This window comes from Paenibacillus sp. J31R120, assembly GCF_056269225.1.
On the sequence record NZ_JBWDNN010000012.1, the window covers coordinates 1 to 23,289 of the forward strand.

The 23,289-nt window shown below is 50.8% G+C and carries 29 protein-coding genes and 1 rRNA gene; 27 read left to right on the plus strand and 3 right to left on the minus strand.

Annotation, left to right across the window (positions count from 1 at the left end; all coding sequences use genetic code 11):
- Positions 1-119: 119 nt before the first annotated feature.
- A 5S ribosomal RNA gene (rrf, locus tag AC0YNW_RS26905) occupies positions 120-236 on the plus strand.
- 132 nt (positions 237-368) lie between these two features.
- Here the strand turns inward: rrf and AC0YNW_RS26910 are convergent.
- Both AC0YNW_RS26910 and AC0YNW_RS26915 read right to left on the minus strand, forming a co-directional pair.
- Positions 369-578, minus strand: coding sequence for a hypothetical protein (locus AC0YNW_RS26910; RefSeq protein ID WP_475834506.1), 210 nt, complete (start codon positions 576-578; stop codon positions 369-371).
- Between the two features lie 264 nt (positions 579-842).
- The gene (locus AC0YNW_RS26915; RefSeq protein ID WP_119803325.1) at positions 843-1,373 is read right to left on the minus strand and encodes a transposase; all 531 of its coding nucleotides are present in this window, start codon (positions 1,371-1,373) and stop codon (positions 843-845) included.
- Positions 1,374-1,597: 224 nt separating this feature from the next.
- On the opposite strand from AC0YNW_RS26915, the gene AC0YNW_RS26920 reads away from it, so the two are divergent.
- The 10 genes from AC0YNW_RS26920 to rsmI all read left to right on the plus strand — a co-directional run bounded on the left by AC0YNW_RS26920 (position 1,598) and on the right by rsmI (position 9,135).
- Positions 1,598-1,789 (plus strand): sigma factor G inhibitor Gin, encoded by a 192-nt coding sequence (locus AC0YNW_RS26920; protein ID WP_387479986.1) that lies wholly within the window; start codon positions 1,598-1,600, stop codon positions 1,787-1,789.
- Between the two features lie 165 nt (positions 1,790-1,954).
- On the plus strand, positions 1,955-3,460 hold the full coding sequence (locus AC0YNW_RS26925) for an aminotransferase class I/II-fold pyridoxal phosphate-dependent enzyme (RefSeq protein WP_475834507.1): 1,506 nt from the start codon (positions 1,955-1,957) through the stop codon (positions 3,458-3,460).
- A gap of 109 nt (positions 3,461-3,569) precedes the next feature.
- Entirely contained in the window at positions 3,570-4,205 is a 636-nt protein-coding gene (gene tmk / locus AC0YNW_RS26930; protein ID WP_387479979.1) for a dTMP kinase, read from the plus strand.
- A gap of 107 nt (positions 4,206-4,312) precedes the next feature.
- Complete coding sequence (locus tag AC0YNW_RS26935; protein WP_119803331.1) at positions 4,313-4,642, plus strand: cyclic-di-AMP receptor; 330 nt, start codon at positions 4,313-4,315, stop codon at positions 4,640-4,642.
- Between the two features lie 15 nt (positions 4,643-4,657).
- On the plus strand, positions 4,658-5,101 hold the full coding sequence (locus AC0YNW_RS26940) for a YaaR family protein (RefSeq protein WP_475834508.1): 444 nt from the start codon (positions 4,658-4,660) through the stop codon (positions 5,099-5,101).
- Between the two features lie 35 nt (positions 5,102-5,136).
- Positions 5,137-6,114 (plus strand): DNA polymerase III subunit delta', encoded by a 978-nt coding sequence (gene holB, locus AC0YNW_RS26945; RefSeq protein WP_387479985.1) that lies wholly within the window; start codon positions 5,137-5,139, stop codon positions 6,112-6,114.
- A gap of 3 nt (positions 6,115-6,117) precedes the next feature.
- Positions 6,118-6,921, plus strand: a complete 804-nt coding sequence (locus AC0YNW_RS26950) for a PSP1 domain-containing protein (RefSeq protein ID WP_387479977.1) — start codon at positions 6,118-6,120, stop codon at positions 6,919-6,921.
- Between the two features lie 92 nt (positions 6,922-7,013).
- A complete protein-coding gene (locus AC0YNW_RS26955; protein ID WP_475834582.1) occupies positions 7,014-7,388 on the plus strand; it encodes an initiation-control protein YabA in 375 nt (124 codons plus the stop codon).
- Between the two features lie 134 nt (positions 7,389-7,522).
- The gene (locus AC0YNW_RS26960; protein ID WP_387479975.1) at positions 7,523-8,254 is read left to right on the plus strand and encodes a tRNA1(Val) (adenine(37)-N6)-methyltransferase; all 732 of its coding nucleotides are present in this window, start codon (positions 7,523-7,525) and stop codon (positions 8,252-8,254) included.
- Complete coding sequence (rsmI, locus tag AC0YNW_RS26965; protein ID WP_475834509.1) at positions 8,251-9,135, plus strand: 16S rRNA (cytidine(1402)-2'-O)-methyltransferase; 885 nt, start codon at positions 8,251-8,253, stop codon at positions 9,133-9,135. The genes AC0YNW_RS26960 and rsmI overlap by 4 nt, the downstream gene beginning before the upstream one ends.
- Positions 9,136-9,272: 137 nt before the next feature.
- On the opposite strand, the gene AC0YNW_RS26970 is transcribed toward rsmI, so the two are convergent.
- Positions 9,273-9,527, minus strand: a complete 255-nt coding sequence (locus AC0YNW_RS26970) for an AbrB/MazE/SpoVT family DNA-binding domain-containing protein (RefSeq protein ID WP_028609554.1) — start codon at positions 9,525-9,527, stop codon at positions 9,273-9,275.
- A 269-nt stretch (positions 9,528-9,796) separates the two neighbouring features.
- Between AC0YNW_RS26970 and AC0YNW_RS26975 the strand changes: the two genes are divergently transcribed.
- The 16 genes from AC0YNW_RS26975 to AC0YNW_RS27050 all read left to right on the plus strand — a co-directional run bounded on the left by AC0YNW_RS26975 (position 9,797) and on the right by AC0YNW_RS27050 (position 23,169).
- Positions 9,797-11,098, plus strand: a complete 1,302-nt coding sequence (locus AC0YNW_RS26975) for an HD domain-containing protein (RefSeq protein WP_387479973.1) — start codon at positions 9,797-9,799, stop codon at positions 11,096-11,098.
- Positions 11,099-11,131: 33 nt separating this feature from the next.
- Positions 11,132-11,911, plus strand: coding sequence for a TatD family hydrolase (locus AC0YNW_RS26980; RefSeq protein WP_475834510.1), 780 nt, complete (start codon positions 11,132-11,134; stop codon positions 11,909-11,911).
- 451 nt (positions 11,912-12,362) lie between these two features.
- Entirely contained in the window at positions 12,363-13,514 is a 1,152-nt protein-coding gene (locus AC0YNW_RS26985) for a ubiquitin-like domain-containing protein (RefSeq protein WP_475834511.1), read from the plus strand.
- A 151-nt stretch (positions 13,515-13,665) separates the two neighbouring features.
- A complete protein-coding gene (gene rnmV / locus AC0YNW_RS26990; protein WP_387479970.1) occupies positions 13,666-14,214 on the plus strand; it encodes a ribonuclease M5 in 549 nt (182 codons plus the stop codon).
- Positions 14,215-14,217: 3 nt separating this feature from the next.
- Positions 14,218-15,144, plus strand: a complete 927-nt coding sequence (gene rsmA / locus AC0YNW_RS26995; RefSeq protein WP_387479969.1) for a 16S rRNA (adenine(1518)-N(6)/adenine(1519)-N(6))-dimethyltransferase RsmA — start codon at positions 14,218-14,220, stop codon at positions 15,142-15,144.
- Between the two features lie 63 nt (positions 15,145-15,207).
- Positions 15,208-16,083, plus strand: a complete 876-nt coding sequence (gene yabG / locus AC0YNW_RS27000; RefSeq protein WP_387479968.1) for a sporulation peptidase YabG — start codon at positions 15,208-15,210, stop codon at positions 16,081-16,083.
- Positions 16,084-16,266: 183 nt separating this feature from the next.
- Positions 16,267-16,539: a biofilm formation stimulator Veg gene (gene veg, locus AC0YNW_RS27005; protein WP_116050072.1), complete on the plus strand. Its 273-nt coding sequence runs from the start codon at positions 16,267-16,269 to the stop codon at positions 16,537-16,539.
- A gap of 156 nt (positions 16,540-16,695) precedes the next feature.
- Complete coding sequence (locus AC0YNW_RS27010; protein ID WP_387479967.1) at positions 16,696-16,881, plus strand: small, acid-soluble spore protein, alpha/beta type; 186 nt, start codon at positions 16,696-16,698, stop codon at positions 16,879-16,881.
- A 128-nt stretch (positions 16,882-17,009) separates the two neighbouring features.
- Positions 17,010-17,864, plus strand: a complete 855-nt coding sequence (ispE, locus tag AC0YNW_RS27015) for a 4-(cytidine 5'-diphospho)-2-C-methyl-D-erythritol kinase (protein WP_475834512.1) — start codon at positions 17,010-17,012, stop codon at positions 17,862-17,864.
- An 82-nt stretch (positions 17,865-17,946) separates the two neighbouring features.
- Positions 17,947-18,774 (plus strand): pur operon repressor, encoded by an 828-nt coding sequence (gene purR, locus AC0YNW_RS27020; protein ID WP_387479965.1) that lies wholly within the window; start codon positions 17,947-17,949, stop codon positions 18,772-18,774.
- Positions 18,775-18,790: 16 nt separating this feature from the next.
- Complete coding sequence (locus AC0YNW_RS27025; RefSeq protein WP_387479964.1) at positions 18,791-19,189, plus strand: RidA family protein; 399 nt, start codon at positions 18,791-18,793, stop codon at positions 19,187-19,189.
- A 130-nt stretch (positions 19,190-19,319) separates the two neighbouring features.
- Positions 19,320-19,601 carry a septation regulator SpoVG gene (spoVG, locus tag AC0YNW_RS27030; protein ID WP_087571183.1) on the plus strand — a complete coding sequence of 94 codons (282 nt, stop codon included), beginning with the start codon at positions 19,320-19,322 and terminating at the stop codon, positions 19,599-19,601.
- A 130-nt stretch (positions 19,602-19,731) separates the two neighbouring features.
- Positions 19,732-21,126 carry a bifunctional UDP-N-acetylglucosamine diphosphorylase/glucosamine-1-phosphate N-acetyltransferase GlmU gene (gene glmU / locus AC0YNW_RS27035; protein WP_475834513.1) on the plus strand — a complete coding sequence of 465 codons (1,395 nt, stop codon included), beginning with the start codon at positions 19,732-19,734 and terminating at the stop codon, positions 21,124-21,126.
- 94 nt (positions 21,127-21,220) lie between these two features.
- Entirely contained in the window at positions 21,221-21,874 is a 654-nt protein-coding gene (locus AC0YNW_RS27040) for a 50S ribosomal protein L25/general stress protein Ctc (protein WP_475834514.1), read from the plus strand.
- Positions 21,875-22,311: 437 nt separating this feature from the next.
- Positions 22,312-22,875, plus strand: coding sequence for an aminoacyl-tRNA hydrolase (gene pth, locus AC0YNW_RS27045; RefSeq protein ID WP_475834515.1), 564 nt, complete (start codon positions 22,312-22,314; stop codon positions 22,873-22,875).
- A gap of 63 nt (positions 22,876-22,938) precedes the next feature.
- Positions 22,939-23,169 carry an anti-sigma-F factor Fin gene (locus AC0YNW_RS27050; protein ID WP_387479960.1) on the plus strand — a complete coding sequence of 77 codons (231 nt, stop codon included), beginning with the start codon at positions 22,939-22,941 and terminating at the stop codon, positions 23,167-23,169.
- Positions 23,170-23,289 lie beyond the last annotated feature (120 nt).

A 23,289-nucleotide genomic window follows, 5' to 3' on the forward strand; every position in this document is an offset into this window, starting at 1 on the left:
TGGAAGCACAGCAATGTGTGGAGCTGACGAATACTAATCGGTCGAGGGCTTATCCTACTGCTAAGGATGATTCAACAGTTACTTTCGTATCCAGTTTTCAAGGTGCAAACCCTTGATCGTTTGGTGATGACGGCGAAGGGGAACCACGCGTTCCCATACCGAACACGACCGTTAAGCCCTTCAGCGCCGATGGTACTTGGACCGCAGGGTCCTGGGAGAGTAGGACGTCGCCAAGCACAAAATGGCCTGCCGCAGATGACTGCGGCAGGTTTTTTGTGCTTGGCGACGTTCCTCTCCCTGGTTGGGAGAGTGTCCGAACCTCTTCATCGAAGCAACTCGGAGATGTTGGCCCGGCCTTAGCGGTAGGTTCAGACGCCGACCGTGAAGCAGCGCTTCGAAGCCCACTCATCCGGTGCGGAATGGACGTCGCCAAGCACAAAATGGCCTGTCGCAGATGACTGCGGCAGGTTTTTTGTGCGTTCGGGGACTTTGGGATCGGCGAAGCCCTTGATCCCAAAGCCCCCGGGCGACGTTCCTCTCCCTGGCTGGGAGAGTGTCCGAACCTTTGATCGAAGCATCTCGGTGATGTTGGCCCGGCCTTAGCGGTAGGTTCAGACGCCGACCGTGAAGTAGAGCTTCGAAGCCTACTCATCCGGTGCGGAATGGACGTCGCCAAGCACAGGAGCCTACCGTAACGGATGCGGTAGGCTAATTACTTTTAAAAAGAAAAGTTAAAGACAAAAGACAAAAACTTAAAGATTAAAACCTAAAGTCAAAGACCATTCTCTCGGGGAGAATGTGAAGGGCCCTGTTGCTTGTGTGCAACAGGGCTTAAGCCATTTTTAACGATGATAATAGGATGCTTCTTTCCATTGGAGGCGCAAGACGCCGTCTTTGCGCTGCTTGCGGAAGGCAAAGGACAACATAAGGCGGGGAATGATGAGCCAGATGTGCCAGGAGATCAGACTGATCATAATGGAGGGCGGTGTCCACGGATACAGGACAGCAATGATGCACAAGCCCAGCCAGAATAGGTGCCGATGGACGCGTCTGAAGATCAGGAGCGAGATATCATTGGCCGGCTTGAATCCGATCCAGGGCGGTGTGATGCGCCATGTCCATTGACGCTCCGCTGCTTCAGTGACGGAGATAAAGGTTAAGACGATAATAATGAGGTGGAGCACTTGTATCGCTGCAAACCCGAATAACCAAGCGAATAACCCGTGTATGCCGTAATTCAGCATTTGAAAGCCGAGGAAAATAGCCGCTATGATGAGATGGCTCAGGATGAGCTCTGACTTGACGATGACTCTTTTGACCAGTTGATATTGATAGATCGTGGCGTTCATTTGATCCGCTAGGGATTGTTTCATGCAGGACATCCTTCCGTTATCTTGCTAAAACTCCATTACATATATCGGCAAATACAGGAGGTTCGTGAAGTTTAACTTTTACATCTGTTGTCAATCACCATTCGCCCAGACGCAGCATAAGATATATAAATATTTGAAATACGTTATGAAACAAGTATATTTCACTAGAATTCGTGGCATAATAATAGGAACAGAGTTAACGGAATGAGAAAGCGGGGATGATTATGGATCAAACCACCACTCATCAATGCACGATTTGCGGCAAGTCGAAGTCAGAAGGGGAAGGTATCCGCATTGTACTCGGCTTCATATGCGCCGATTGTGAGACCGAGATGGTCCATACGGATGTGAAGGATGCCAAATATCCGTTCTTCATTCATCAGATGAAACAATTATTTGTTGAAAAAAATGCTTGAAACAGCCCTGGGAACAGAGGCTGTTTTTTATATCTGCAAAAACGACTGACACTAGATGAAGACACAGCCTTATTTACGTCTGGGACATGACTTCGTACAATAGATGAATAGACACCCAATCAGTCAACGGACGAACGGATTGGAACGGAAGGATGATCGATCGCGATGGGAAGATTACAAGCTCCGCTGTTTGAGGCGTTGATGAGACATGCGCAGAGCAGTCCCGCCAGCTTCCATGTACCGGGGCATCACAACGGGGCGGCGCTTCTGCATGCGCTCCATACTATCGATACCGAGGATGCATTAGATATAGGAAAGCAGCTATCCGCTATTATGCGTCTCGATGTGACAGAGCTGTCTTCAACGGATGATCTCCACCACCCGGAAGGCGCTATTCTGGCAGCACAGCGTCTGGCAGCTCATTGTTATGGAGCGGAGGAGACTTGCTTTCTGGTTGGCGGCAGTACTTCTGGTAACTTGGCGATGATTCTGGCTGTATGTGAGCCCGGCGATATCATCATCGTACAGAGGAACGTACATAAGTCAGTCATTAACGGGATGAAGCTGGCAGGTGCCAAGGCTGTATTCCTGACACCTCACATCGATTCAAGCACGGGACTCTCAACGATTCCATCGCTTGAGCAGGTCAAGCAAGCGCTTCATCAATACCCGCAGGCGAGAGGCGTGTTCCTCACTAATCCCAATTACTACGGAATGGGCGTGAAGCTGGACGCGTACGTAGAAGCATGTCATGCACAGGGAAAGCCGCTGCTGATCGATGAAGCACATGGTGCTCATTATGGGATGCATCCAGATTTGCCGACTTCGGCTATACAGGCGGGCGCAGATGGAGTAGTGCAGTCCACGCATAAGACCTTGCCGGCGTTAACAATGGGGGCCATGCTTCATATGCAAGGGAAGCTTCTGAATCAACGTAGAGTAAGAGAGGCGCTGGCTATGGTGCAAAGCTCCAGTCCTTCTTTTCCCATCATGGCTTCACTCGATATTTCCCGCGCAATAGTGGATAGGCTTGGCGACAATTTCTTCCATACCGCGATCGAGGCGGTACATTCTTTCCGAAATTGGGTAAAGGAAAGTAAGATGATATTCACTGTAGGTGAGACTGAGCTACATACGGACAAACAGACTGATCCGCTGAGACTAATACTGACGGTACCGAGCGGGAAGCTGACAGGATTCGAGCTGCATCGGGAGCTGGAGAAGCGCGGATGCTGGGCGGAGATGTCGGATCCTCTTTATACAGTATTGGTCATGGGTCCTCATGTGTGCCCTGACGGAACTATATCCCGGTTAAAGGATGCTTTGAAGGACATTCATCAAACATATGTATCTGCTGAATGCCGTGAACCAAATCGACAGGAGCAGGTGGAGCTCGTAGACCCGAGCGAAGGGATCAGCGAACCAGTCTCATTCGCAAGAGCGAAGGAGCAGACAAGCAGGAGAGTCCCTTTGCATGAAGCTCTTCATCATCCATCCGCCGAAATGATCATTCCTTACCCTCCGGGGATACCGCTTCTCTATCCGGGAGAGCGATTCACGGATCGTCATCTTGCCGATATCAAGCGATTATCAGGTGCCGGTGCGAGGTTCCAGGGTGCTGAGGACAGCACAATGGATACCGTAGCTATATTAATAGAAGAGAAATGTTGAAGAGGGTCGAAATACAAGGGATATCCCTGTAAATTTCATTGTAGTACCAGTACCGCTTTGTTACAATGAAAGGACAAGGACGCTACTTACAGTAAGGGGAAACCGCAGATTGAGTACGGGACTGTTTATTACAATAGAAGGCGGCGAAGGCGCCGGCAAAAGCTCACTCATTGGGCAGCTTGCGAATACAATGCAGAATAAGGGCTATCGCGTAGTCGTCACGCGGGAGCCAGGGGGCATCCCGATCGCGGAGAAGATTCGCACCGTGATTCTGGACCCCGAGCATACGACGATGGATGCAAGAACGGAGGCGCTGCTCTACGCAGCATCCCGCAGACAACATCTGGTGGAGAAGGTCATTCCGGCATTGGAAGCTGGAGAGATTGTCATCTGTGACCGCTTCGTTGACAGCAGCCTTGCTTATCAAGGCCATGCAAGGGGGCTTGGTATCGAGGAAGTATGGCAAATCAATCAATTTGCCATCAGTGGTACGATGCCTGATCTAACCATCTATATGGATGTCTCCCCGGAGGTAGGGCTGTCGCGAATCGCGAGCAATCCCCAGCGGGAGATTAATCGTCTGGATCTGGAGAGACAATCGTTCCATGAACGCGTACGCGAAGGTTATCACTTGGTGATGGAGCGATTCCCGGATCGCATACACCAGGTAGATGCGGAGGAAACACCGGATCGGGTGCTGCAGGCGGTTGTGGCTATTGTCGAACAACGCTTGAGTGGGATATAGCTTGCTTCGTTGCAGCGTCAATTGTAAGGGGTACCACAGCACGAGCACAGAGGAAGACTAAGTCATTTATTGTTTACCTATTCTAATGAAGCCAAGGGGGAATGAAGATGAAATTAGTCATTGCGGTTATTCAGGATAAGGATAGCAACAAACTGTCTAATGCGCTTGTTCGGGAAGGGTTCAGAGCAACCAAGTTGGCAAGTACGGGCGGTTTCCTTCGCGCAGGTAATACCACGTTTATGATCGGGATTGAGGATGAGCGGGTGCATGAAGTGCTCCAAGTCATCAGCTCGAATTGCAAGGTGCGCGACCAATTGGTCACGCCGGTATCGCCGATGGGCGGATCGACCGATTCCTACATTCCGTTCCCTGTAGAAGTACAGGTCGGAGGGGCTGCGGTATTCGTTATGCCGGTAGAACGTTTTGAACACTTCTGATTGGGTGTGACATAGATGAGAGTTGACCAAGGTTGGCGCCCGGTTGGGCAGAACCGGGCGAGCGCCGATTCATCCATGAAGCCGGTGCAGCCTGCAAACTTCGCTGATGTGATGGTCCAGCAGGATGCGCAGCGAACACAGGAGCAGCTGAATCAGAAGCTGCAAGATATTCATCGGCAAGGCGATCGTCTCGCCAAGAATATGACGGTAAGGGAGCTAATGCTTTACCGCCAAATGGTGAAGCTGTTCCTGGAGGATACAATCAGGCGCGGCGTCGGATTGAAGGAAGTCAGAGGCTTCGACCGCCGCGGGCGGGTGAAGCGCTACAAGCTTCTCGATGAGATCGACGCCACGCTTGTAACGATGGCGGAGGACTTGCTCGACAGCGAGGAAGGTAGAATCGAGCTGTTGAACAAGATAGGCGAGATACGGGGGATTCTGATCAATCTCATGTTCTAGCCTTGCGACGCCAGGAAAGGTAAGGAACGAGAATGATGAGCTTAGAGCATGCCGATATACAATGGAAGGCGCAGCGCATACTGAAGCATGCCCTCCAAAGCGATAGAATTTCACATGCCTATCTATTCAGCGGTCCAACCGGTACGGGAAGAATGCAGATGGCGCGGCAATTTGCCAAAGCGCTGTTCTGCAGCACGGATGGCTGGGATGCTTGCGGCGAATGCCTGGAATGCCGGAAGTTCGACCATGGCAATCAGAGCGATCTCATTATGATGGCTCCGGACGGGCAAAGCATCAAGATTGACCAGATCCGTGAATTGCAACGTTCGCTGTCCTATCGCAGCACGCAGACGGGACGCGTCGTGTATATTATTGAAGCGGCGGAGAAGATGACGATTCAAGCGGCGAATAGCTTGCTTAAGTTTTTGGAGGAGCCGGTATCTCCGATCGTTGCGATTTTAATTACGGATAATGGACAAGCGGTGCTGCCGACGATTCGGTCGCGCACGCAGTGGGTGCCTTTTCTTCCAATGCCGCCTGAGGCGATGCTGGAGCGCTTGACGGCCGAAGGAGCCTCGCCGCTGCTGGCCCGAGCCGCTGTCCAGCTGTCCTCCGGACTGGACGGCGCTAGACAAATTCTCCAGCAGAATGGGTTTGCAGAAATCAGAAACCTAGTGATACAATTAGGCAAGGAGAGTACGTCCCGATTCACCGCGGCGATGATCACTGCCCAGCAGCAGTTATTTAAGACAGATTTAGCGAATCATATGGATCTGCTGCTTTCATTATTGACACTATGGTTTAAAGATTTGACACAGTTCCAGGCCGGAAGGCAGGACAAGCTTGTTTTTATAGATCAGTTGGAATGGATAAGCAGCAATGCTTATAATCGCTCCTTCGCAGGTTGGGTAAGCTGTATGGAGCATGTCCTGGAAGCAGGCAAGCGCATGCGGGCGAATGTATCGCCACAACTCGCGTTTGAGCAACTATTGGTAAACTTACAGGAGGGCTAATCCTTGTATAATGTCATCGGTGTCCGCTTCAAGAAGGCGGGCAAGATCTATTACTTTGACCCGGTCGAGCACCCCGTGGATAAGGAACAGCATGTGATTGTTGAGACCGCCCGCGGAATCGAATACGGTAAAGTGGTGGTGGGACAGAAGCAAGTCGGTGAATCGGATGTTGTTCTCCCTCTCAAGAAGGTGATACGAATCGCAAGCGATGTTGATGCGCAGGTTGTGGAAGAAAACCGTGCAGCGGCTAAGAATGCATTCACAACCTGCCTTGACAAGATCAAGAGTCATCAGCTTCGTATGAAGTTGGTTGATGTCGAATTTACCTTCGACCGCAATAAAATCATTTTCTACTTTACGGCTGAAGGCCGTGTCGACTTCCGGGAGCTCGTCAAGGATCTGGCCAGTGTGTTCCGGACCAGAATCGAGCTTCGCCAGATCGGCGTACGGGATGAAGCGAAGATGCTTGGTGGCATCGGGCCTTGCGGACGCGTCCTCTGCTGTTCCTCATGGCTTGGTGACTTCGAGCCGGTCTCCATCAAGATGGCCAAAGACCAGAATCTATCGCTGAATCCTACGAAAATATCGGGCCTGTGCGGACGTCTGATGTGCTGTTTGAAGTATGAGCATGACAATTATGAGAGCGTGCGCGAAGAATTGCCTGCCGTGGGCAAGATCGTCGTTACTTCGTATGGTGAGGGCAAAGTGACAGGAATCAATGCCGGATCGAAGAGCGTGTACGTACAGCTGTTCGATTTACCAGGCAAGCCAAAAGAGTTGCCGTTAGACGACGTCGTTGTGAAGTAAGCAAGCGGCAGAAGTCATTCTGATAGGTGAGGTAACGCTCACGCTTGAAGTTCTGGGGTGGGAACTTGGAGAAGAGAGATATTTTTGTTCAAATGGATGAATTGGATAATCGAATGGGAGTGTTCCATGCCGAGCTCAGCGCTCTGAAGCTTAAGGTGAAAGAGCTGCTGGAGGAGAACAAGCGTCTTAGCATCGAGAATCATCAGCTGCGGCAGGTATTCAAGCGAGAGACGATATCCGAGCGCGAAGCAGTGGGAGTCGCCGTACAGAGCGAAGTCAGTACGGCGGATGCGGAGCTGTCGCCAAATCATGAGGCTGGCCTCGAAGAGGGCAGCGTTGCGGTAGGCGAGGGCCATGACAATCTCACGCGGCTATATCATGAAGGATTCCATATTTGCAACGTATATTACGGACATCTACGAACGGAGGGCGACTGTCTGTTCTGCCTCTCCTTCTTGAACAAATAAGTGGAATCCGTATCGACAGGCCGTCCTTACTGCTGAGGACGGTCTTTTTTCTAAATAAATTTAGGGTAAGAAACAGTACTTTTTGAACAACCTCCAAAATGGAAAAAATGAACGAAGGATATAAAGGAGAGACCATGAACGTGTCTGAACAACCATCTATTCCGCTTACCGCGGGTGAAAGAATCGACGATTTGTTAACGGATACGGGGCTGATGATCATTCAAAGCCGTGAAGTGTTCAGCTTCTCGCTCGATGCGGTACTCTTGTCGCGATTTGCGAATATTCCGAAGCACGGCCGGATTGCCGATCTATGCTCAGGCAACGGCGTCATTCCGATTTTACTCTCATCAAGGACAAAAGCTTCCATCGATGCGATCGAAATCCAGCCGAGACTGGCCGATATGGCGCGAAGAAGTGTCGCATTGAACGGATTACAAGAACAAATTACGGTGCTGGAACAGGATTTGCGTACTTATCCTAAGATTGTGGCCAATGGCGCCTATGATGCCATTACAGTGAATCCTCCTTATATGCCAGTTACAGCTGGCGATAAGAACGAGAACGAACATTATGCCATCGCGCGGCACGAAATACATTGCACGCTTGAAGATTTGGCGCAAGCCTGCTGCAGGCTGCTGCGTCCTGGCGGCAAGCTGTCGATCGTCCATCGGCCATCCCGACTGCTCGATATTATAGAATCGCTTAGACGCTGGAAGCTGGAGCCGAAGCGAATCCAGTTCGTCCATCCCCATGCGGGCGCAGAAGCGAATATGGTATTAATTGAAGCCATGCGTGACGGGAAGCCGGATATTAAGCTGCTGCCGCCAATTATGGTATACAACGACGAAGGAGTTCAGATCGTATGAAGAGACAGCGAAGCTATTCGGTCCAAGCTAGCGATGGCATGAATGGGGAAGCGGGAACGCTTTATCTGGTAGGGACGCCCATCGGCAACCTGGAGGATATGACGATGCGCGCCATTCGAATTCTGAAGGAAGTGGACCTGATTGCAGCGGAGGATACGAGACAATCCCGCAAGCTGCTCACCCACTTCGATATTCATACGCGTCTGGTCAGCTATCATGAGCATAATAAAGCGGCAAGCGGCCCTGAGTTAATACGGCTTCTGGCTGAGGGGCAGTCCATTGCTCTCGTAAGCGATGCCGGATTGCCAGCCATATCTGACCCGGGAGCTGATCTCGTTGCGGAAGCGACAGAACAAGGGATAACGGTGGTTCCGGTGCCGGGAGCGAATGCGGCCTTGTCCGCTCTCATTATGTCAGGATTGCCGACGGATCGATTCTTGTTTGCCGGATTTCCTCCTAGAGAGAAAAAGTCGCTTGGGAAGTGGCTGAAGGATCTGTCGGGACAAGCAGCCACGCTTATTATGTACGAATCGCCCCATCGGCTGACGAAGTCGCTCGATGCGATGCTTGAGCATCTTGGCGATCGAAGGGCGGCGGTGGTTCGGGAATTGACGAAGCGGCATGAAGAAGCTGTCAGAGGAACGTTGTCCGAATGCCTGGACTGGTTCCGGGACAATGGTCCGCTAGGCGAGTTCTGTATCGTCGTGGAAGGCGCGGACACGGCCCAGTCGTCCAATGAAGAGATGTGGTGGTCCCAGTTGGATGTAGCTGCCCATGTCGCACACTATGAGACGACAATGGATCGGAAGGAAGCCATTAAGCAGGCGGCCATCGACCGGGGAGTTCCCAAGAGAGACGTATATAATGAAGTAAATCGATAGGCTGCGGGGGAAGGTCCGATAGAATGGCCGGAGAAAAAAAGGACCTTCCTGGCCGGGTTCTAGCGCAGGAAGGCAACAAGGAGTATAAAAAGGTTAGAATTAACAAGTAGGTATAAATTGATTATAACCGATTTTTTTTATTTTGTCACAGGAGTAGGCATTTCTGATAAACAAATATGACAAACAATTTTTCCTTTGAAGTAGGAAACGTTCTCTGCATTGCCGCAGAAGATACAAGCAGGCTCATATTTCTTCAGCATGATGCGCTCTCCGTCTACATAAATCTCAAGCGCGTCCTTCTCGCCAATACCAAGTGTACGGCGCAATTCAATTGGAATTACCACGCGGCCAAGCTCATCGACTTTACGTACGATACCTGTTGATTTCATCATTATCTATCAAATCCTCTCACAAAATGTATTTTCGTCACCATTCGACAATGTTTGTAGATTCCATGTTACTATAATACCAACTCTTCCCAAAACAGTCAACCTAGAATCTTCTGCCAGATCGCTGTAACCACAAGCGATCTCGGGGGATCATCGGACAATTGCTATGTAATAGAATACAACAGCTTCGACATTTTGGAAACTATTTTACGACACTATTCGACAATGGTACTGCGTTTTGTGTCGAAACTATGAACAAAGGAGATGAGAAGATGAGAGAGCCGTTAACGGAAGAAAAAGTATTTAAGGATCCGGTACACGATTATGTATATGTCAGAGACCAGACGATATGGGAGCTTATTAATACGAAGGAATTTCAGCGGCTTCGTCGGATCAGGCAGCTTGGCACAACCTACCTGACGTTCCACGGGGCAGAGCATAGCCGATTCTCCCATTCGCTTGGCGTCTACGAAATTACGCGGCGCATCATATCGCAATTCGAGCGCAGCGGCTACCCGGATTGGCCGTCCGAAGAACGGCTGGTCTCGCTGTGTGCCGCACTGCTCCACGATGTAGGCCACGGACCCTTCTCGCATTCTTTGGAAGAAATATTTGATACAGACCATGAAGTATGGACCTGCAACATTCTGCTCGGCGATACGGACATTAATAAGGTGCTCCGGCAAGTGTCGGATGACTTCCCGGACAAGGTTGCTGCCGTAATTCAGAAGACGTATCCGAAGCCGATTGTCGTCAGCTTAATCTCAAGCCAGATGGATGCGGACCGGATGGACTATTTGCTTCGTGATGCTTATTTCACCGGAGTCAATTACGGCACATTCGATTTGGAGAGAATTCTAAGGGTGCTCAGGCCGTACCAGGGCAAAATAGTCGTGAAGGAAAGCGGTATGCATGCCGTAGAGCATTACCTCATGTCCCGATACCAAATGTACTGGCAAATTTACTTCCATCCCGTCACGCGCAGCTCGGAGATTATATTGAGGCAAATTTTCCGGCGGGCGCAGGAATTGAATGAGCAAGGCTATACGTTCCGCTGGATGGCGGGACCGCTTCAGCAGCTCTTGAACAACACGCTTTCTCTGAGCGATTACTTAAAGCTGGACGAACCGCTTGCCCAGACGGCATTCGCCGAATGGGCCGAGGAATCGGATGAACTGCTTAGCGATCTGTGCCGTCGTTTCCTGAACAGACAGTTATATAAGTATGTAACCATCGATAATCCTGATGAATCACTTCTATTAGAAGTAACGGATGCGCTGCAGTCGGTCGGTCTCCATCCGGATTATCATATGGAGATTGATTACCCGTTTGACCTTCCGTATGACGTATACAGGCCGGATCAGAACAATGGAGAAAAACGTGAAAAAGCGCCGATTTTGTTGCTGGACAGCGAGGATCGAATTAGCGAGATTTCCATGAAATCCGACATTGTTCGTTCTATTACAGGATTGCATCAAGGACAGTACCATTTATATTTTCCGGAGGAGCCGCTGCGGAAGAACAAGGAGCTTCTGTCCGAGCGGATGCTGAGATTGTTTAAGCTCGACTTATAATGAAATGAATGATTATAGGAGTGAAACGACACGATGACTTTACCGGTACTTTTTGACACGCATACCCATCTTGATTCGTACAAATTCGACGAGGACCGCGAGGCAGTGATCGAACGCGCTCGCGCGGCTGGTGTCGAGCTAATGGTCAATATTGGCTTTGACCGGGAGACCATCCCGACGACGATGGCGCTCGCAGAGAAATATGACTTCATCTACGCGGCTGTCGGCTGGCATCCGGTCGAGAGCATCCATATGAAGCCGGAGGATCTGGATTGGATCGAGGAGCTGTGTAAGCACGAGAAAGTCGTCGCCATCGGCGAAATTGGACTGGACTATCACTGGGATACGTCACCGAAGGACGTGCAGCATCGTGTATTTCGGGAGCAAATCAGGCTCGCGCGCAAGATCGGAAAGCCGATTGTCATCCATAACCGCGATGCGCATGAGGACATTATTCGCATATTGAAGGAAGAGCAGGCAGAGGAGATTGGAGGCGTCATGCATTGCTTCTCCGGAAGCTGGGAAACCGCTAAAATTTGTCTCGATATGAACTTCTATATCTCCTTCGGAGGACCTGTCACCTACAAAAATGCAAGGGTGCCAAAAGAGGTTTTGGAAAGGGTTCCAATGGACCGTCTTTTGATCGAAACGGACTCCCCTTATCTAACTCCTCATCCATATCGTGGAAAGAGAAATGAGACCTCTTATGTGGCACTTGTGGCGGAGGCGGCAGCCGAAATTAAGGGGAAAACGGTGGAGGAAATTGCTCAAATCACAACCGAAAACGGTAAAAAATGTTTTGGAATCGTATGAAAGTCGGTTTAAAACCGAGAAATAAAGACCTTTCGCGCAATAAAACTGATTTTTGTCGCTGAAATCACGTATATTTTTGAAGTTTTCCCGCTTTTTTCGTGAAAATCGCATTTTATCGCATCTTTACAACTGGGCTCTGATGAAGGTATCATTCAAATCAGAGCTTTTCGTTTTGTATTGGATTTCCAGTCTAGCAACCCAACATAAGCCTCATCAACACTCCTCACTCCCATCCCATCGTGAACGCTTAGGCGCCTACCACACATACCCTTCACAAGGACGACATCCATCCCAAGTTTGAATAAACGGTAAAACGTCGTCATAGGGATAAACAGGGAGGTGAGAGGGACTGCTTTACTGGAGCGCGTGCTTGCACGCCAATATATTATAGTCGCGTCAGTTGTAACATGCGTAACACTTGGCGGCGGGGCTATGAAGGAGGACCGAAGAAGTGGGATTAATCCAGTCATCTAAGGACACCCATGGGAAACGATCATCCAGCATGACTTTCGCGATGCGATGGAAGCATGGAAACTTGCGTTTGATTATGTTGAGCGCTGTAATCTCAATCGCTATGACTTTCATGTTTTTGGTGTTGTTGTACGGAACGGCTGTCAAAAGCGTCTCCGTAGTAGTGAATGGACAAGAAACCGTTGTGGAAACAAAGCAATGGGTCCTGCAACGCCTACTGGATGAACAAGCTATTACAATTGGACCTCATGATGAGGTGTCTGTCCCGCTTAATTCACCGATTAAGAATGGGGACCGGGTCGAAGTGAATCATGCGATTCCGGTCGTTGTAAAAGCTGATGGCAAGACATCAACGGTGTACACGACAGAGAAGACGGTACAGGCGGCGATAGAGGAACTCAATCTAACGCTACGCAATGAAGATACAATTAGTCCTCCTCTCCACCAACCGGTAGAGGCGGAAGAGATGATAACTATAGTTCGAGTGAATACGAAAGTGTCCGAGCTCGAGAAAACTGTGCCATTCTCTATCGTGAAGAAAGAAGACCCGACACTGGAACAAGGCAAGGAGAAGGTTGTTCAGACCGGCAAGGAAGGCGTCGTGGTTGAGCAGAAGAAAGAAAAGTACGAGGATGGCGTACTGGTATCGAATCAAGTTGTGAGCAAGGTCGTTCAGACAGCAGCGGTGAATCAGGTGGTCGCGGTAGGCACCAAGAAGCCTGAGCCGAAGGTAACCATTCTGTCGAACAACAGTCCGAGTGTGATGACCGTAACCAAAGGCGACGTGACGTTCAAGGCGAAGAAGATGCTGAAGAATGTAACACTGACAGCCTATTCCGCTGGCGTGGCGTCTACCGGTAAGGATAAGGATCATCCGGACTATGGCATTACTGCCTCCGGTACTCGCGTGAAGGAAGGCCGCACCATTGCGGTTGACCCGAAGGTTATACCGATCGGCTGGTGGGTTTATATCGAGGGCATCGGCTTCCGCCGTGCTGAGGATAAGGGCAGCGCCATAAAGGGCAATAAGATCGATGTTTATTTTGACAGCAATAGCCATGCTACGAAGTTCGGCAAGAAGACGGGATATACCGTCTATATTCTTGGTCCGAACAAACCGACAGCTAGCTAATCTGTGTCAAAGAGAAGCGGGGCTGTTCCGAGGGTCACATGACCACCGGAACAGCCCCGTTTGCCTTGCGGAATGGATGAAGTGTCTTTGCATGATTAAGGAAGGTAGGATATGCTGAAGCTAAGGGAACGAACAGGAAGGAATGGGAACGTTGATTAAGGAAGTAATCGTGGTGGAAGGCAAAAGCGATACGGCGGCGATTAAGCGGGCTGTTGATGCCGATACGATCGAAACCAACGGATCGGCCATCGGCGAAGATGTGCTGCGCCGCATTGAGCTTGCCAGCGAGAGAAGAGGCGTGATCATCTTCACCGATCCCGACCATGCCGGCGAGAGAATTCGCAAGATTGTGGCACGTCGTGCCCCTGGCTGCAAGCATGCCTTTCTCCCGCAGGAGATGGCTTATTATAAAGGTGATATCGGCATTGAGAACGCAAGTCCGGAGGCGATTGTGAAGGCCTTGTCGGAGCTTCGTACCGAGTCATCGGCGCAAGAGGGCGAGATCAAGTGGGAGGATCTGATGGAAGCGGGATTGATCATCCATGACGATGCGGCCAATCGGAGACTGATTATGGGCAAGCTGCTGGGCATCGGCTATGCCAACGGCAAGCAGTTCTATAAGCGCTGTACGAGCTTCTGCATATCGAAGGCGGAGTTCGAAGAGGCCGTGCGAGAGATGGAGAAGAAACTGGAGGAATAACGAATGAGTATAGAGAGCGGGAGCGGGCAAGCCAAGGCGCCGAAGAAATCGGGCGCTTCGGATATCGGTACGCCGAGACGAACGAAGGAAATTATCGCAAAGCACGGCTTCTCCTTCAAGAAGAGCCTTGGACAAAATTTCTTAATCGACGGCAACGTCTTGAATAATATAGTAGCTGCAGCTGAGCTGGACGAACATAAGGGCGCTCTGGAGATTGGACCGGGTATCGGCTCTCTGACACAGAAGCTGGCGGAGACAGCGGGCAAAGTAACGGCCGTCGAGATCGACCAGCGGCTGATTCCGATACTAGCTGATGTGCTCGCTGACAACCCGGAAGTAACGGTCGTTCATGGTGATGTGCTCAAGCTGGACCTCAAGCAGCTGTTCCAGGAGCAATTCTCCGAATGCGCGGGCGTAAGCGTGGTGGCGAACTTGCCTTATTACGTCACAACCCCGATTCTGATGAAGCTGCTGGAGGAGCGTCTGCCGCTCCAGCATATTGTCGTGATGATTCAGAAGGAGGTTGCCCAGCGGATGGCAGCAAAGCCGGGCGGCAAGGAATATGGCAGCCTTAGCGTGGCTGTGCAGTATTATTGTGTGCCCCAGCTAGTCTGCACCGTACCTCATACCGTCTTCATTCCGCAGCCAAACGTCGACTCTGCGGTTATTAAGCTGACGGTAAGGGATACGCCGGCCGTAGACGTACCGGATGAGGCCTATTTCTTCCGTGTCGTCCAGGCCAGCTTCGCACAGCGCCGTAAGACGCTGGCGAACAATCTGACGGCGTTCGTAGGCAAGGAACGCCGTGAGGAGCTGACGGCCATGCTGAACCGTATCGGCATCGATCCAGGACGACGGGGCGAGACGCTGTCGCTTGACGAATTCGCCTTGCTGTCGACTAGCCTGCATGAAGCGGGCTGGAATCGATAGCCTACATTTTTGATCACCATTCGAAGGGTCCGCCCATAGGATAGACGAAGAGGTGATTAACCTATGAAGCATGGGGACCTGGTCGTCCGCAAATCGTATGGCGGTGACGTGTTGTTCCGTGTCGAGGATGTACGTACCCATAATGCCGTCCTGAAGGGCACGGATTACCGGCTGCTGGCGGATGCGCCAATTCCTGATCTGTCGGTCGTGCGCGATCCCGAGTCTACACGCGCAGTACAACAGGTACGGATTAAAGTGAATGAATCGTTAAAGAAAATGCACACCGATAGAGAGCGGCAGGCGCTAGGCACAGAGGAAGCCATCAGGCTTGCTCAGCAGCAGCAGCAAAATGCCCATTACTTTGAGGTGCCCGGCAAGGTGCTTCATCTAGACGGTGACGGCAACTACTTGAAGAAGAGCATGCAGCTCTACAATACGATGCATGTGCCTGCTCACGGCCTGCATATCCACGAATCGCAGATGGCGGATGTGCTGTATCGGCTGCTGCCCCAGATCAAGCCGGATATCGTCGTCATAACCGGACATGACGGCGTACTGAAGAACCGGGCACCGAACGAAATCTATAGCCTTACGAGCTACAAGAATTCGCAGAACTTTGTGAATGCGGTACGAGTGGCTAGAGAATACGAGAAGAATAGGGACGGCCTCGTAGTCGTGGCCGGCGCTTGCCAATCACATTTTGAGGCGCTGCTGCAGGCGGGCTCTAATTTTGCCAGCTCTCCGGGCCGCATCTTGATTCATGCGCTTGACCCGGTCTATATCGCGATCAAGGCCAGCTATACGTCCATAAGAGATGCCATCAATTTGCCTGATGTGATTCATGGTACGATCAGCGGAATAGATGGCGTAGGCGGCATCGAGACGATGGGACGGTACAGGGTTGGCTTGCCCAAACCGAAGGTAACGTCGGCACCGTAGGACTATTGGAATGTATAATCAAGGGAATTATGCACAAACTATTGTTTAGATTTTCTCATTTTTAAAAAAATGGGTGAAATCACCGTTGACAAGAGAAATATTGGACTGATATAATATTTTGCCTCATTTGACAAACCCTCTTTTTTTGGTTATAATGGACAAGGAAAGAGGTGGTAGCTGACAATGGCAAAAAATGCGCTGTTGGATATAAAACGCAGCTTGGAAGCCCATGTGGGATCCAAGATCCGTCTTCGGGCAAACGGTGGTCGCCGAAAGACCATTGAACGGACCGGCACGTTGGAAGAAATCTACCCTTCTGTGTTCATTGTTAAGCTGGATGAGGAACAGCACGCTTTCAAACGCGTTTCCTACAGCTATGCGGACATCCTGACAGAATCTGTGGAAGTGACCGTGTGCAATGATGAGGGTCAAGTACGCATCGCTTTTCAACAATAGATCGACATAAGTTTCATAAGGCCGATAAGGCATCTGGCGCAGAGCAATCTGTGCTTTTTTTTTGCGCATAATCGTCTGTAGGGGACACATACTACCTTCGTCAAGCCGTGTTTGCAGCATGAATGAGCAAATTCCAGACAGCGGAGGGATATGGATATGGGACGCAGAAGGCGCAGCGTAATGTCAGAACAGCTGAAGTACGAGCTGGCCAAAGACTTGGGATTTTACGATACCGTCCAGCAGGAAGGCTGGGGCAGCATTAAAGCGAAGGATGCCGGCAATATGGTCAAGCGCGCGATTCAGTTGGCGGAGCAAGCAGCGTCGAAGTCACAGCAGCCATAGTGAAGGTGCGTAGAAGCTAAACCTGTGCGGACTGCAAAGAAGCAGTTGCCATGGTTTAGCTTTTCTTGTATTCCTTTGTTATAATGGGGCTTAAGCTAAGCTTAGAGACGAACGGGTGAACATATCGGATGAAAATTTATGAAAAAGCACCAGCCAAAATTAATTTGCTGCTGGACGTGCTTCGCAAACGGGATGACGGTTATCACGAAGTCGAGATGATCATGACCATGGTCGATCTGGCCGACCGCCTGGAGATGGAAGAGCTTCCGCGCGACACGATTATCATATCAAGCCAAGTCGGCTATATTCCGCTGGATGAGAAGAATCTGGCTTTTCAAGCGGCAAGGCTGATCAAGGAACGCTACGACGTCAGGAAAGGCGTCTATATTCATCTGGACAAGAAAATACCTGTGGCTGCCGGCCTTGCAGGCGGAAGCAGCGATGCAGCTGCTGCGCTTCGCGGCTTGAACCGGCTGTGGGATCTGAACATATCGGAGGACGAGCTGTGCGTGCTTGGGGCGGAGCTTGGTTCTGACGTGCCGTTCTGCGTTACGGGAGGGACAGCCATCGCGCGGGGCAGGGGGGAGAAGCTGGAGCATATCGATCCGCCGCCGCAATGCTGGGTCGTGCTGGCGAAGCCGCCGATCAATGTGTCCACCGCCGATGTATACGGACGGCTGCGTGCGAACGATCTGAAGCACCATCCTTCCATTCCCGCGATGCGGAATGCTCTCGCGAAAGGCTCCTTCCAGGACATGTGCGCGGGACTTGGCAATGTGCTGGAGACGGTTACGCTGGATCTCTATCCAGAAGTTCTTCAATTGAAGGAGAGCATGCTTCGTCTGGGTGCCGACGGGGTGCTCATGTCTGGCAGCGGACCTACCGTATTCGGACTTGTTTCGAAGGAAGCGAAACTTCCTCGTATCTATAATGGACTTCGCGGATTTTGCAAGGAAGTATACGTGGTAAGAATGCTTACATAATCATGACGTTCTTCTTGCTTAAATCCGTATAAAAATGTTATATTGTGTTTATATTATTCGGATTTAGTGGGGGGACATGGAAATGAAGAAGTTGAAACGAAGCTCGAGATTAGTAGAAATGACGCAATACCTGTTATCTCGTCCCCACACGTTAATTTCGCTGACAGCATTTGCTGACCGCTATCAATCCGCGAAGTCTTCCATTAGTGAGGATTTGGCTATTATAAAAGAAGTGTTCGAGGAAGAGGGCATCGGAGAATTGCAGACGCTCGCAGGCGCTGCTGGCGGAGTGCGGTATATGCCGCAGATGCGGCAGACTGTTGCGCTCGATATTATGAAAGACATCTGTCTTAAGCTGGAGCAGCCGGATCGCGTGCTTCCTGGCGGCTATCTGTATATGACGGATATGCTTGGACAGCCGGAGCTTCTGGCTGACGTTGGCCGCATGTTCGCGACGGCATTCTCTGGCCGCAAGATTGACGTCATTATGACGGTGGAGACAAAGGGCATTCCGCTTGCTTATGCGACAGCAGCTTGCCTGAATATTCCGGTTGTCATTGTTCGTAGAGACAATAAGGTGACGGAAGGCTCCGCGGTAAGTATTAATTACGTGTCGGGCTCGACCAAGCGCATTCAGACGATGTCGCTTGCGCGCAGAGCCTTGAAGGAGCAGTCACACGTTCTGATTATAGACGACTTTATGAAAGCCGGCGGCACGATTCAGGGCATGATGGACTTGCTCTATGAATTCAAGGCGACGGTAGCTGGCGTCGGCGTATTTGTGGAGTCTGGCGAGGTAGAGCTGGAGGAGCGGCTGCTGGAGGACTATGTGTCGCTTGCCAAGCTGACAGCGGTAGATATGAAGACGAAGCATACCACGGTTGTTCCGGGCAATTATTTCAAAAGCTGAGAGGCGGGGAATAGTCATGACAACAAATACGAAGCTGGAAGTCATCTCGACGAGTGAAGCGCCGGCCGCGATTGGTCCTTATTCGCAAGCGATTAAGCTGGGCGGATTGCTCTTTACATCCGGCCAGATTCCTCTGGATGCATCAGGCGCTCTAGTAGAGGGCGGTATCGAGGAACAGACGCATCAAGTATTCCGTAATTTGAAAGCGGTATTAGAAGAAGCGGGAGCGTCATTCCAGGACGTGGTGAAAGCGACGGTATTCATGAAAGATATGAACCAATTCGCAACGGTCAACGGCATCTATGCTTCCTATTTTGGCGACCATAAACCGGCTCGCTCCGCTGTAGAGGTGGCAAGGCTTCCGAAGGACGTCTTTGTCGAAATAGAAGTGATTGCATCGACATATGTCGAATGAAAACGAAAAAAATGCATACTAAAAAAAATATTTTAAATTGAGTATCATTTTACCAAAAAAGCAGAAGGAATTGGCACAAAAACGTGGAAGTATACACCAAGTCTCAGATAGGCAAAGGTGGTGAACACAAGTGCAAATTACTGATGTCAGACTCCGCCGTGTGAACTCGGAAGGTCGCATGAAGGCTATTGCTTCCATAACCATTGACAACGAATTCGTGGTTCACGACATTCGCGTTATCGATGGTAATAATGGTATGTTTGTAGCTATGCCTAGCAAGCGGACTCCGGATGGTGAATTCCGTGATATCGCTCATCCGATTTCTTCCACGACTCGTGAGAAGATTCAAGCTGCCGTCCTGGCAGAATATGAGCGCGCGGCTGATGAAGTTGCGATTGAAGAAGGGGCATAATAGCGGAGCTATTCAGCTTCTGCAAAAATGGTATCGTATGGAAAAGAGAGCCCAGGCTCTCTTTTCTTTTGTTTCAATATGAGCTATATTCGAGTGAGGATTGCTAGGTGATAGGGAGGGTATTCAAAAAATGAGAGTGATGGCGATTGTACTGGCTGCCGGTCAAGGCAAACGGATGAAATCGAAACTATATAAAGTGCTGCATCCCGTCAGCGGGAAGCCGATGGTAGGCCATGTACTGGATACAGTCAAGGAAGCGTCCAGCGAACGGACAGTAGTTGTGGTCGGGCATGGAGCAGATATGGTGAAGTCGTATTTGGGTGATGCTGCGGAATACGTGCTGCAAGAGCAGCAGCTTGGAACGGGCCATGCGGTTCTGCAGGCAGCACCGTTGCTAGGCACAGAAGAAGGTACAACAATCGTGATCTGCGGCGATACGCCGCTTGTTCAATCTACTACGCTGCACGCGATGCTGAAGCTGCATGCGGATAGCGGAGCAGCTGCTACGATTCTGTCGGCTTCCTTCGAGAATCCGGCTGGATACGGCCGCATTATTCGCGGAGAGGACGGAACGGTACAGCGGATCGTTGAGCATAAGGACTGCTCGGCGGAAGAAGCGGCGGTACAAGAGATTAACACAGGTACGTATTGCTTCGACAACCGCAAGCTGTTCGACGCTTTGGGCAAAGTGAATAATGAGAATACGCAGGGTGAATACTACCTGACTGATGTGATCGGCTTGCTGAAGGAAGCGGGAGAGGTCGTACAGGGCTATTGCACCGATGATACAGCGGAAGCTATCGGCGTCAATGACCGTGTCGCGCTGGCAGAAGCGGAGCGTTATATGCGCGAGCGTATCAACCGCAAGCATCTGCTGAACGGCGTGACGATTATCGATCCGGCCAATACATATATTGAGGCCAGCGTGCAGATCGGCTCGGACACGGTCGTCTACCCGGGCACCGTTCTCCGCGGATCTACCGTAATTGGCGAAGATTGTGTCATCGGTCCGGCTGCGGAAGTGGTGGATACCGTGATTCATAATGGCGCTTCGATTAAATACTCAACGTCTTGCGAATCGGTCATTGGCGAAGAAAGCGCAGTCGGCCCGTACGCCAATCTGCGCCCGGACTCGAAGCTTGGCCGGGGGTGCAAGGTAGGCGATTTCGTCGAGCTGAAAAACGCATCACTTGATGATGGCAGCAAAGTGTCGCATCTGAGCTATATTGGCGACGCTATTGTAGGCAAGGACGTCAATATTGGCTGCGGCGCCATTACGGTCAATTACGATGGCTTCAACAAAGCGGTAACCGAAATTGGCGACGGCGCCTTTATCGGCAGCAACGTGAATCTGATTGCCCCTGTAAAGGTGGGTAACGGGTCATATGTCGTTGCGGGAACGACCATTACGCAGGATGTGCCGGACGGGGATCTGGCGATTGCCCGTGAACGTCAGGTCAACAAGCCGGGGTATGCGGACAAGATTCGCGCCCGGGCGAAGGCGAAGAAAGAACGCACGGAGTAGCTATTGTCGGCTCGACACGGCCTTATATGTGATTAATTTCTGATAGATGTGGGTAAAGTGATATGGACATCCAATTCTTCGAGGAGGGTTCCATATGGCAATTGCAATACAAGCGGAACAACGGACCGGGGCTACCAAAGGCGATTTGCGTCAGCTGCGCATTAGCGGCCAGGTACCTGGCGTCGTATATGGCAGGCAACTGCAGTCTTCGGCTGTAATCAGCGTAAGCGAGAAGGAATTGTCTACCTTGCTGCGTTCTCATCCCAACGCGGTGCTGGAGCTGAGTGTACCCGAATCTGGTGTGCATTCCGTCATGGTGGCGGATGTTCAGCGCGACGCGCTGAATCATAAGCTGCTTCACGTAGATTTCCGCCAGATCAATATGAACGAGAATGTACGGGCGAGCGTCCGTATTGACGCGACAGGCGACTCTACCGGCGTACGTGAAGGCGGCATCCTATCAGTGATCCTTCATGAGCTGGAGGTTCAGTGTCTGCCAGGTGATATTCCAGAAGCCATCGAGGTCGATGTATCCGAGCTTGGCATCGGCGACAGCATTCTCGTCTCCGATCTTAAGCTGCCTGGGGGCGTAGAGGCCAAATCCGATTCCCAGCTTGTGATCGTCACGGTGCTGGCGCCGCAGAAAGAGCTGAGTGAGGAAGAGAAGGAAGCGCAGGATGTGGAAGCTCAAGAAGCGGAATCGCGTTCCGACAATGCGGTTCACGAGGAAATCTCAACAAGCACTTAGAAGGCCATATCAATATGCCTGGCAAGCTGTCCTCCCTGGAGGGCAGCTTGCTTGCGTTCGGGGACAACTCTTCGCAAATTAACGCTAATTGTGCTACATTAAGGAGGTAATGTGGTTGCCGAAAGATGCTAGTTGCACCATATCTACGATGGGTGCGCACAAGCTTATTTGCTCACGAAGCAGGTTTTCCAAACCTGAGCTTACGCTTAGGTTAAAGCTGAAGACCAAGCTTATGCTCACGAAGTAGGTTTCTTCGACCTAAGCTTACTCTTAGGTGAAAGCAGAAAACCAAGCTTATGCTTACGAAGTAGGTTTTCTCCAACCTAAGCTTTCGCTTAGGTTATGGTCGAAAACCAAGCTTATGCTTACGAAGTAGGTTTTCTCCAACCTAAGCTTTCGCTTAGGTTATGGTCGAAAACCTTTTAGGAGGATATCATATGAAATGGATTGTTGGGCTCGGTAATCCGGGCGCTCAATATAAGGATACACGGCATAATGTCGGATTTATGGTCGTGGATGAGCTGGCGAAGCGATGGGGCATCACGCTGACTCCTCAAGGCAAGCATAGAGCGGTGATCGGCGAGGGCAATGTCGGCGGTCAGAAGGTAGCGCTGATCAAGCCTATGACGTATATGAACTTGTCGGGCGAAGCGGTACGCTCGTTCCTTGACTACTACAAGGCTGATCTGGCCGATGGCATTATCGTCTACGATGATCTGGATACCGAAATCGGAAGGCTAAGGCTTCGCTATCAAGGCAGCGCAGGCGGGCATAACGGCATCAAGTCGCTTATCCAGCACCTGAATACACAAAGCTTCAACCGGATTCGGATGGGAATTTCGCGTCCGCAGCCAGGCAACGTCATCTCCGATTACGTTCTGGCGAACTTTCCGAAGGCGGAGCGCGACAAGCTGGCGCACATGATTGAGCAGGCCTGCGATGCCGCTGAATTCGGATTAAAGGCGCCATTTGAAGAAACAATGGCAAAGTTTAATCGGTAACCGTTAGTTTGTGGCGTTACGGGGCATACTGAAGGGTATAACTACTCTTCAGGAGGCATACATATGGCTGTAAACTATATATGCAGACATTGCAAGACAGCGATGGGCTCCATCGACAGATCGTCAGTGACAGAGCAGCAGCTCGGTTTCCATTTCTTGACCCCCGAAGAGCGCAGCGATATAATAGCGTATGACTCAAACGGTGATGTTACGGTCAAGGTTGTTTGCGATTATTGCAACGAAGCGCTGACTACGAATCCTGACCTATTGTTGGTCAGCAATCCTCTTCAATAAACCGATAGAAACTTGCGAGAACAAGCTATGCCGCCTTGTGGCCGGATGTAGCTGTTTTTGCGTGGGCAGATCAATCCGGGCTGAAGCATCCATTGCTGACCGACTGGTATGAGCCGATCG

Excerpts from the sequence above, each read along its gene's own strand:
- AC0YNW_RS26910 (WP_475834506.1), bottom strand. The coding sequence starts at position 578 with ATGCTTCGATCAAAGGTTCGGACACTCTCCCAGCCAGGGAGAGGAACG.
- AC0YNW_RS26915 (WP_119803325.1), bottom strand. The coding sequence starts at position 1,373 with ATGAAACAATCCCTAGCGGATCAAATGAACGCCACGATCTATCAATAT.
- AC0YNW_RS26920 (WP_387479986.1), top strand. The coding sequence starts at position 1,598 with ATGGATCAAACCACCACTCATCAATGCACGATTTGCGGCAAGTCGAAG.
- AC0YNW_RS26925 (WP_475834507.1), top strand. The coding sequence starts at position 1,955 with ATGGGAAGATTACAAGCTCCGCTGTTTGAGGCGTTGATGAGACATGCG.
- AC0YNW_RS26935 (WP_119803331.1), top strand. The coding sequence starts at position 4,313 with ATGAAATTAGTCATTGCGGTTATTCAGGATAAGGATAGCAACAAACTG.
- AC0YNW_RS26940 (WP_475834508.1), top strand. The coding sequence starts at position 4,658 with ATGAGAGTTGACCAAGGTTGGCGCCCGGTTGGGCAGAACCGGGCGAGC.
- holB (WP_387479985.1), top strand. The coding sequence starts at position 5,137 with ATGAGCTTAGAGCATGCCGATATACAATGGAAGGCGCAGCGCATACTG.
- AC0YNW_RS26955 (WP_475834582.1), top strand. The coding sequence starts at position 7,014 with ATGGATGAATTGGATAATCGAATGGGAGTGTTCCATGCCGAGCTCAGC.
- AC0YNW_RS26960 (WP_387479975.1), top strand. The coding sequence starts at position 7,523 with ATGAACGTGTCTGAACAACCATCTATTCCGCTTACCGCGGGTGAAAGA.
- rsmI (WP_475834509.1), top strand. The coding sequence starts at position 8,251 with ATGAAGAGACAGCGAAGCTATTCGGTCCAAGCTAGCGATGGCATGAAT.
- AC0YNW_RS26970 (WP_028609554.1), bottom strand. The coding sequence starts at position 9,527 with ATGATGAAATCAACAGGTATCGTACGTAAAGTCGATGAGCTTGGCCGC.
- AC0YNW_RS26975 (WP_387479973.1), top strand. The coding sequence starts at position 9,797 with ATGAGAGAGCCGTTAACGGAAGAAAAAGTATTTAAGGATCCGGTACAC.
- AC0YNW_RS26980 (WP_475834510.1), top strand. The coding sequence starts at position 11,132 with ATGACTTTACCGGTACTTTTTGACACGCATACCCATCTTGATTCGTAC.
- rsmA (WP_387479969.1), top strand. The coding sequence starts at position 14,218 with ATGAGTATAGAGAGCGGGAGCGGGCAAGCCAAGGCGCCGAAGAAATCG.
- yabG (WP_387479968.1), top strand. The coding sequence starts at position 15,208 with ATGAAGCATGGGGACCTGGTCGTCCGCAAATCGTATGGCGGTGACGTG.
- veg (WP_116050072.1), top strand. The coding sequence starts at position 16,267 with ATGGCAAAAAATGCGCTGTTGGATATAAAACGCAGCTTGGAAGCCCAT.
- AC0YNW_RS27010 (WP_387479967.1), top strand. The coding sequence starts at position 16,696 with ATGGGACGCAGAAGGCGCAGCGTAATGTCAGAACAGCTGAAGTACGAG.
- ispE (WP_475834512.1), top strand. The coding sequence starts at position 17,010 with ATGAAAATTTATGAAAAAGCACCAGCCAAAATTAATTTGCTGCTGGAC.
- purR (WP_387479965.1), top strand. The coding sequence starts at position 17,947 with ATGAAGAAGTTGAAACGAAGCTCGAGATTAGTAGAAATGACGCAATAC.
- AC0YNW_RS27025 (WP_387479964.1), top strand. The coding sequence starts at position 18,791 with ATGACAACAAATACGAAGCTGGAAGTCATCTCGACGAGTGAAGCGCCG.
- glmU (WP_475834513.1), top strand. The coding sequence starts at position 19,732 with ATGAGAGTGATGGCGATTGTACTGGCTGCCGGTCAAGGCAAACGGATG.
- AC0YNW_RS27040 (WP_475834514.1), top strand. The coding sequence starts at position 21,221 with ATGGCAATTGCAATACAAGCGGAACAACGGACCGGGGCTACCAAAGGC.
- pth (WP_475834515.1), top strand. The coding sequence starts at position 22,312 with ATGAAATGGATTGTTGGGCTCGGTAATCCGGGCGCTCAATATAAGGAT.
- AC0YNW_RS27050 (WP_387479960.1), top strand. The coding sequence starts at position 22,939 with ATGGCTGTAAACTATATATGCAGACATTGCAAGACAGCGATGGGCTCC.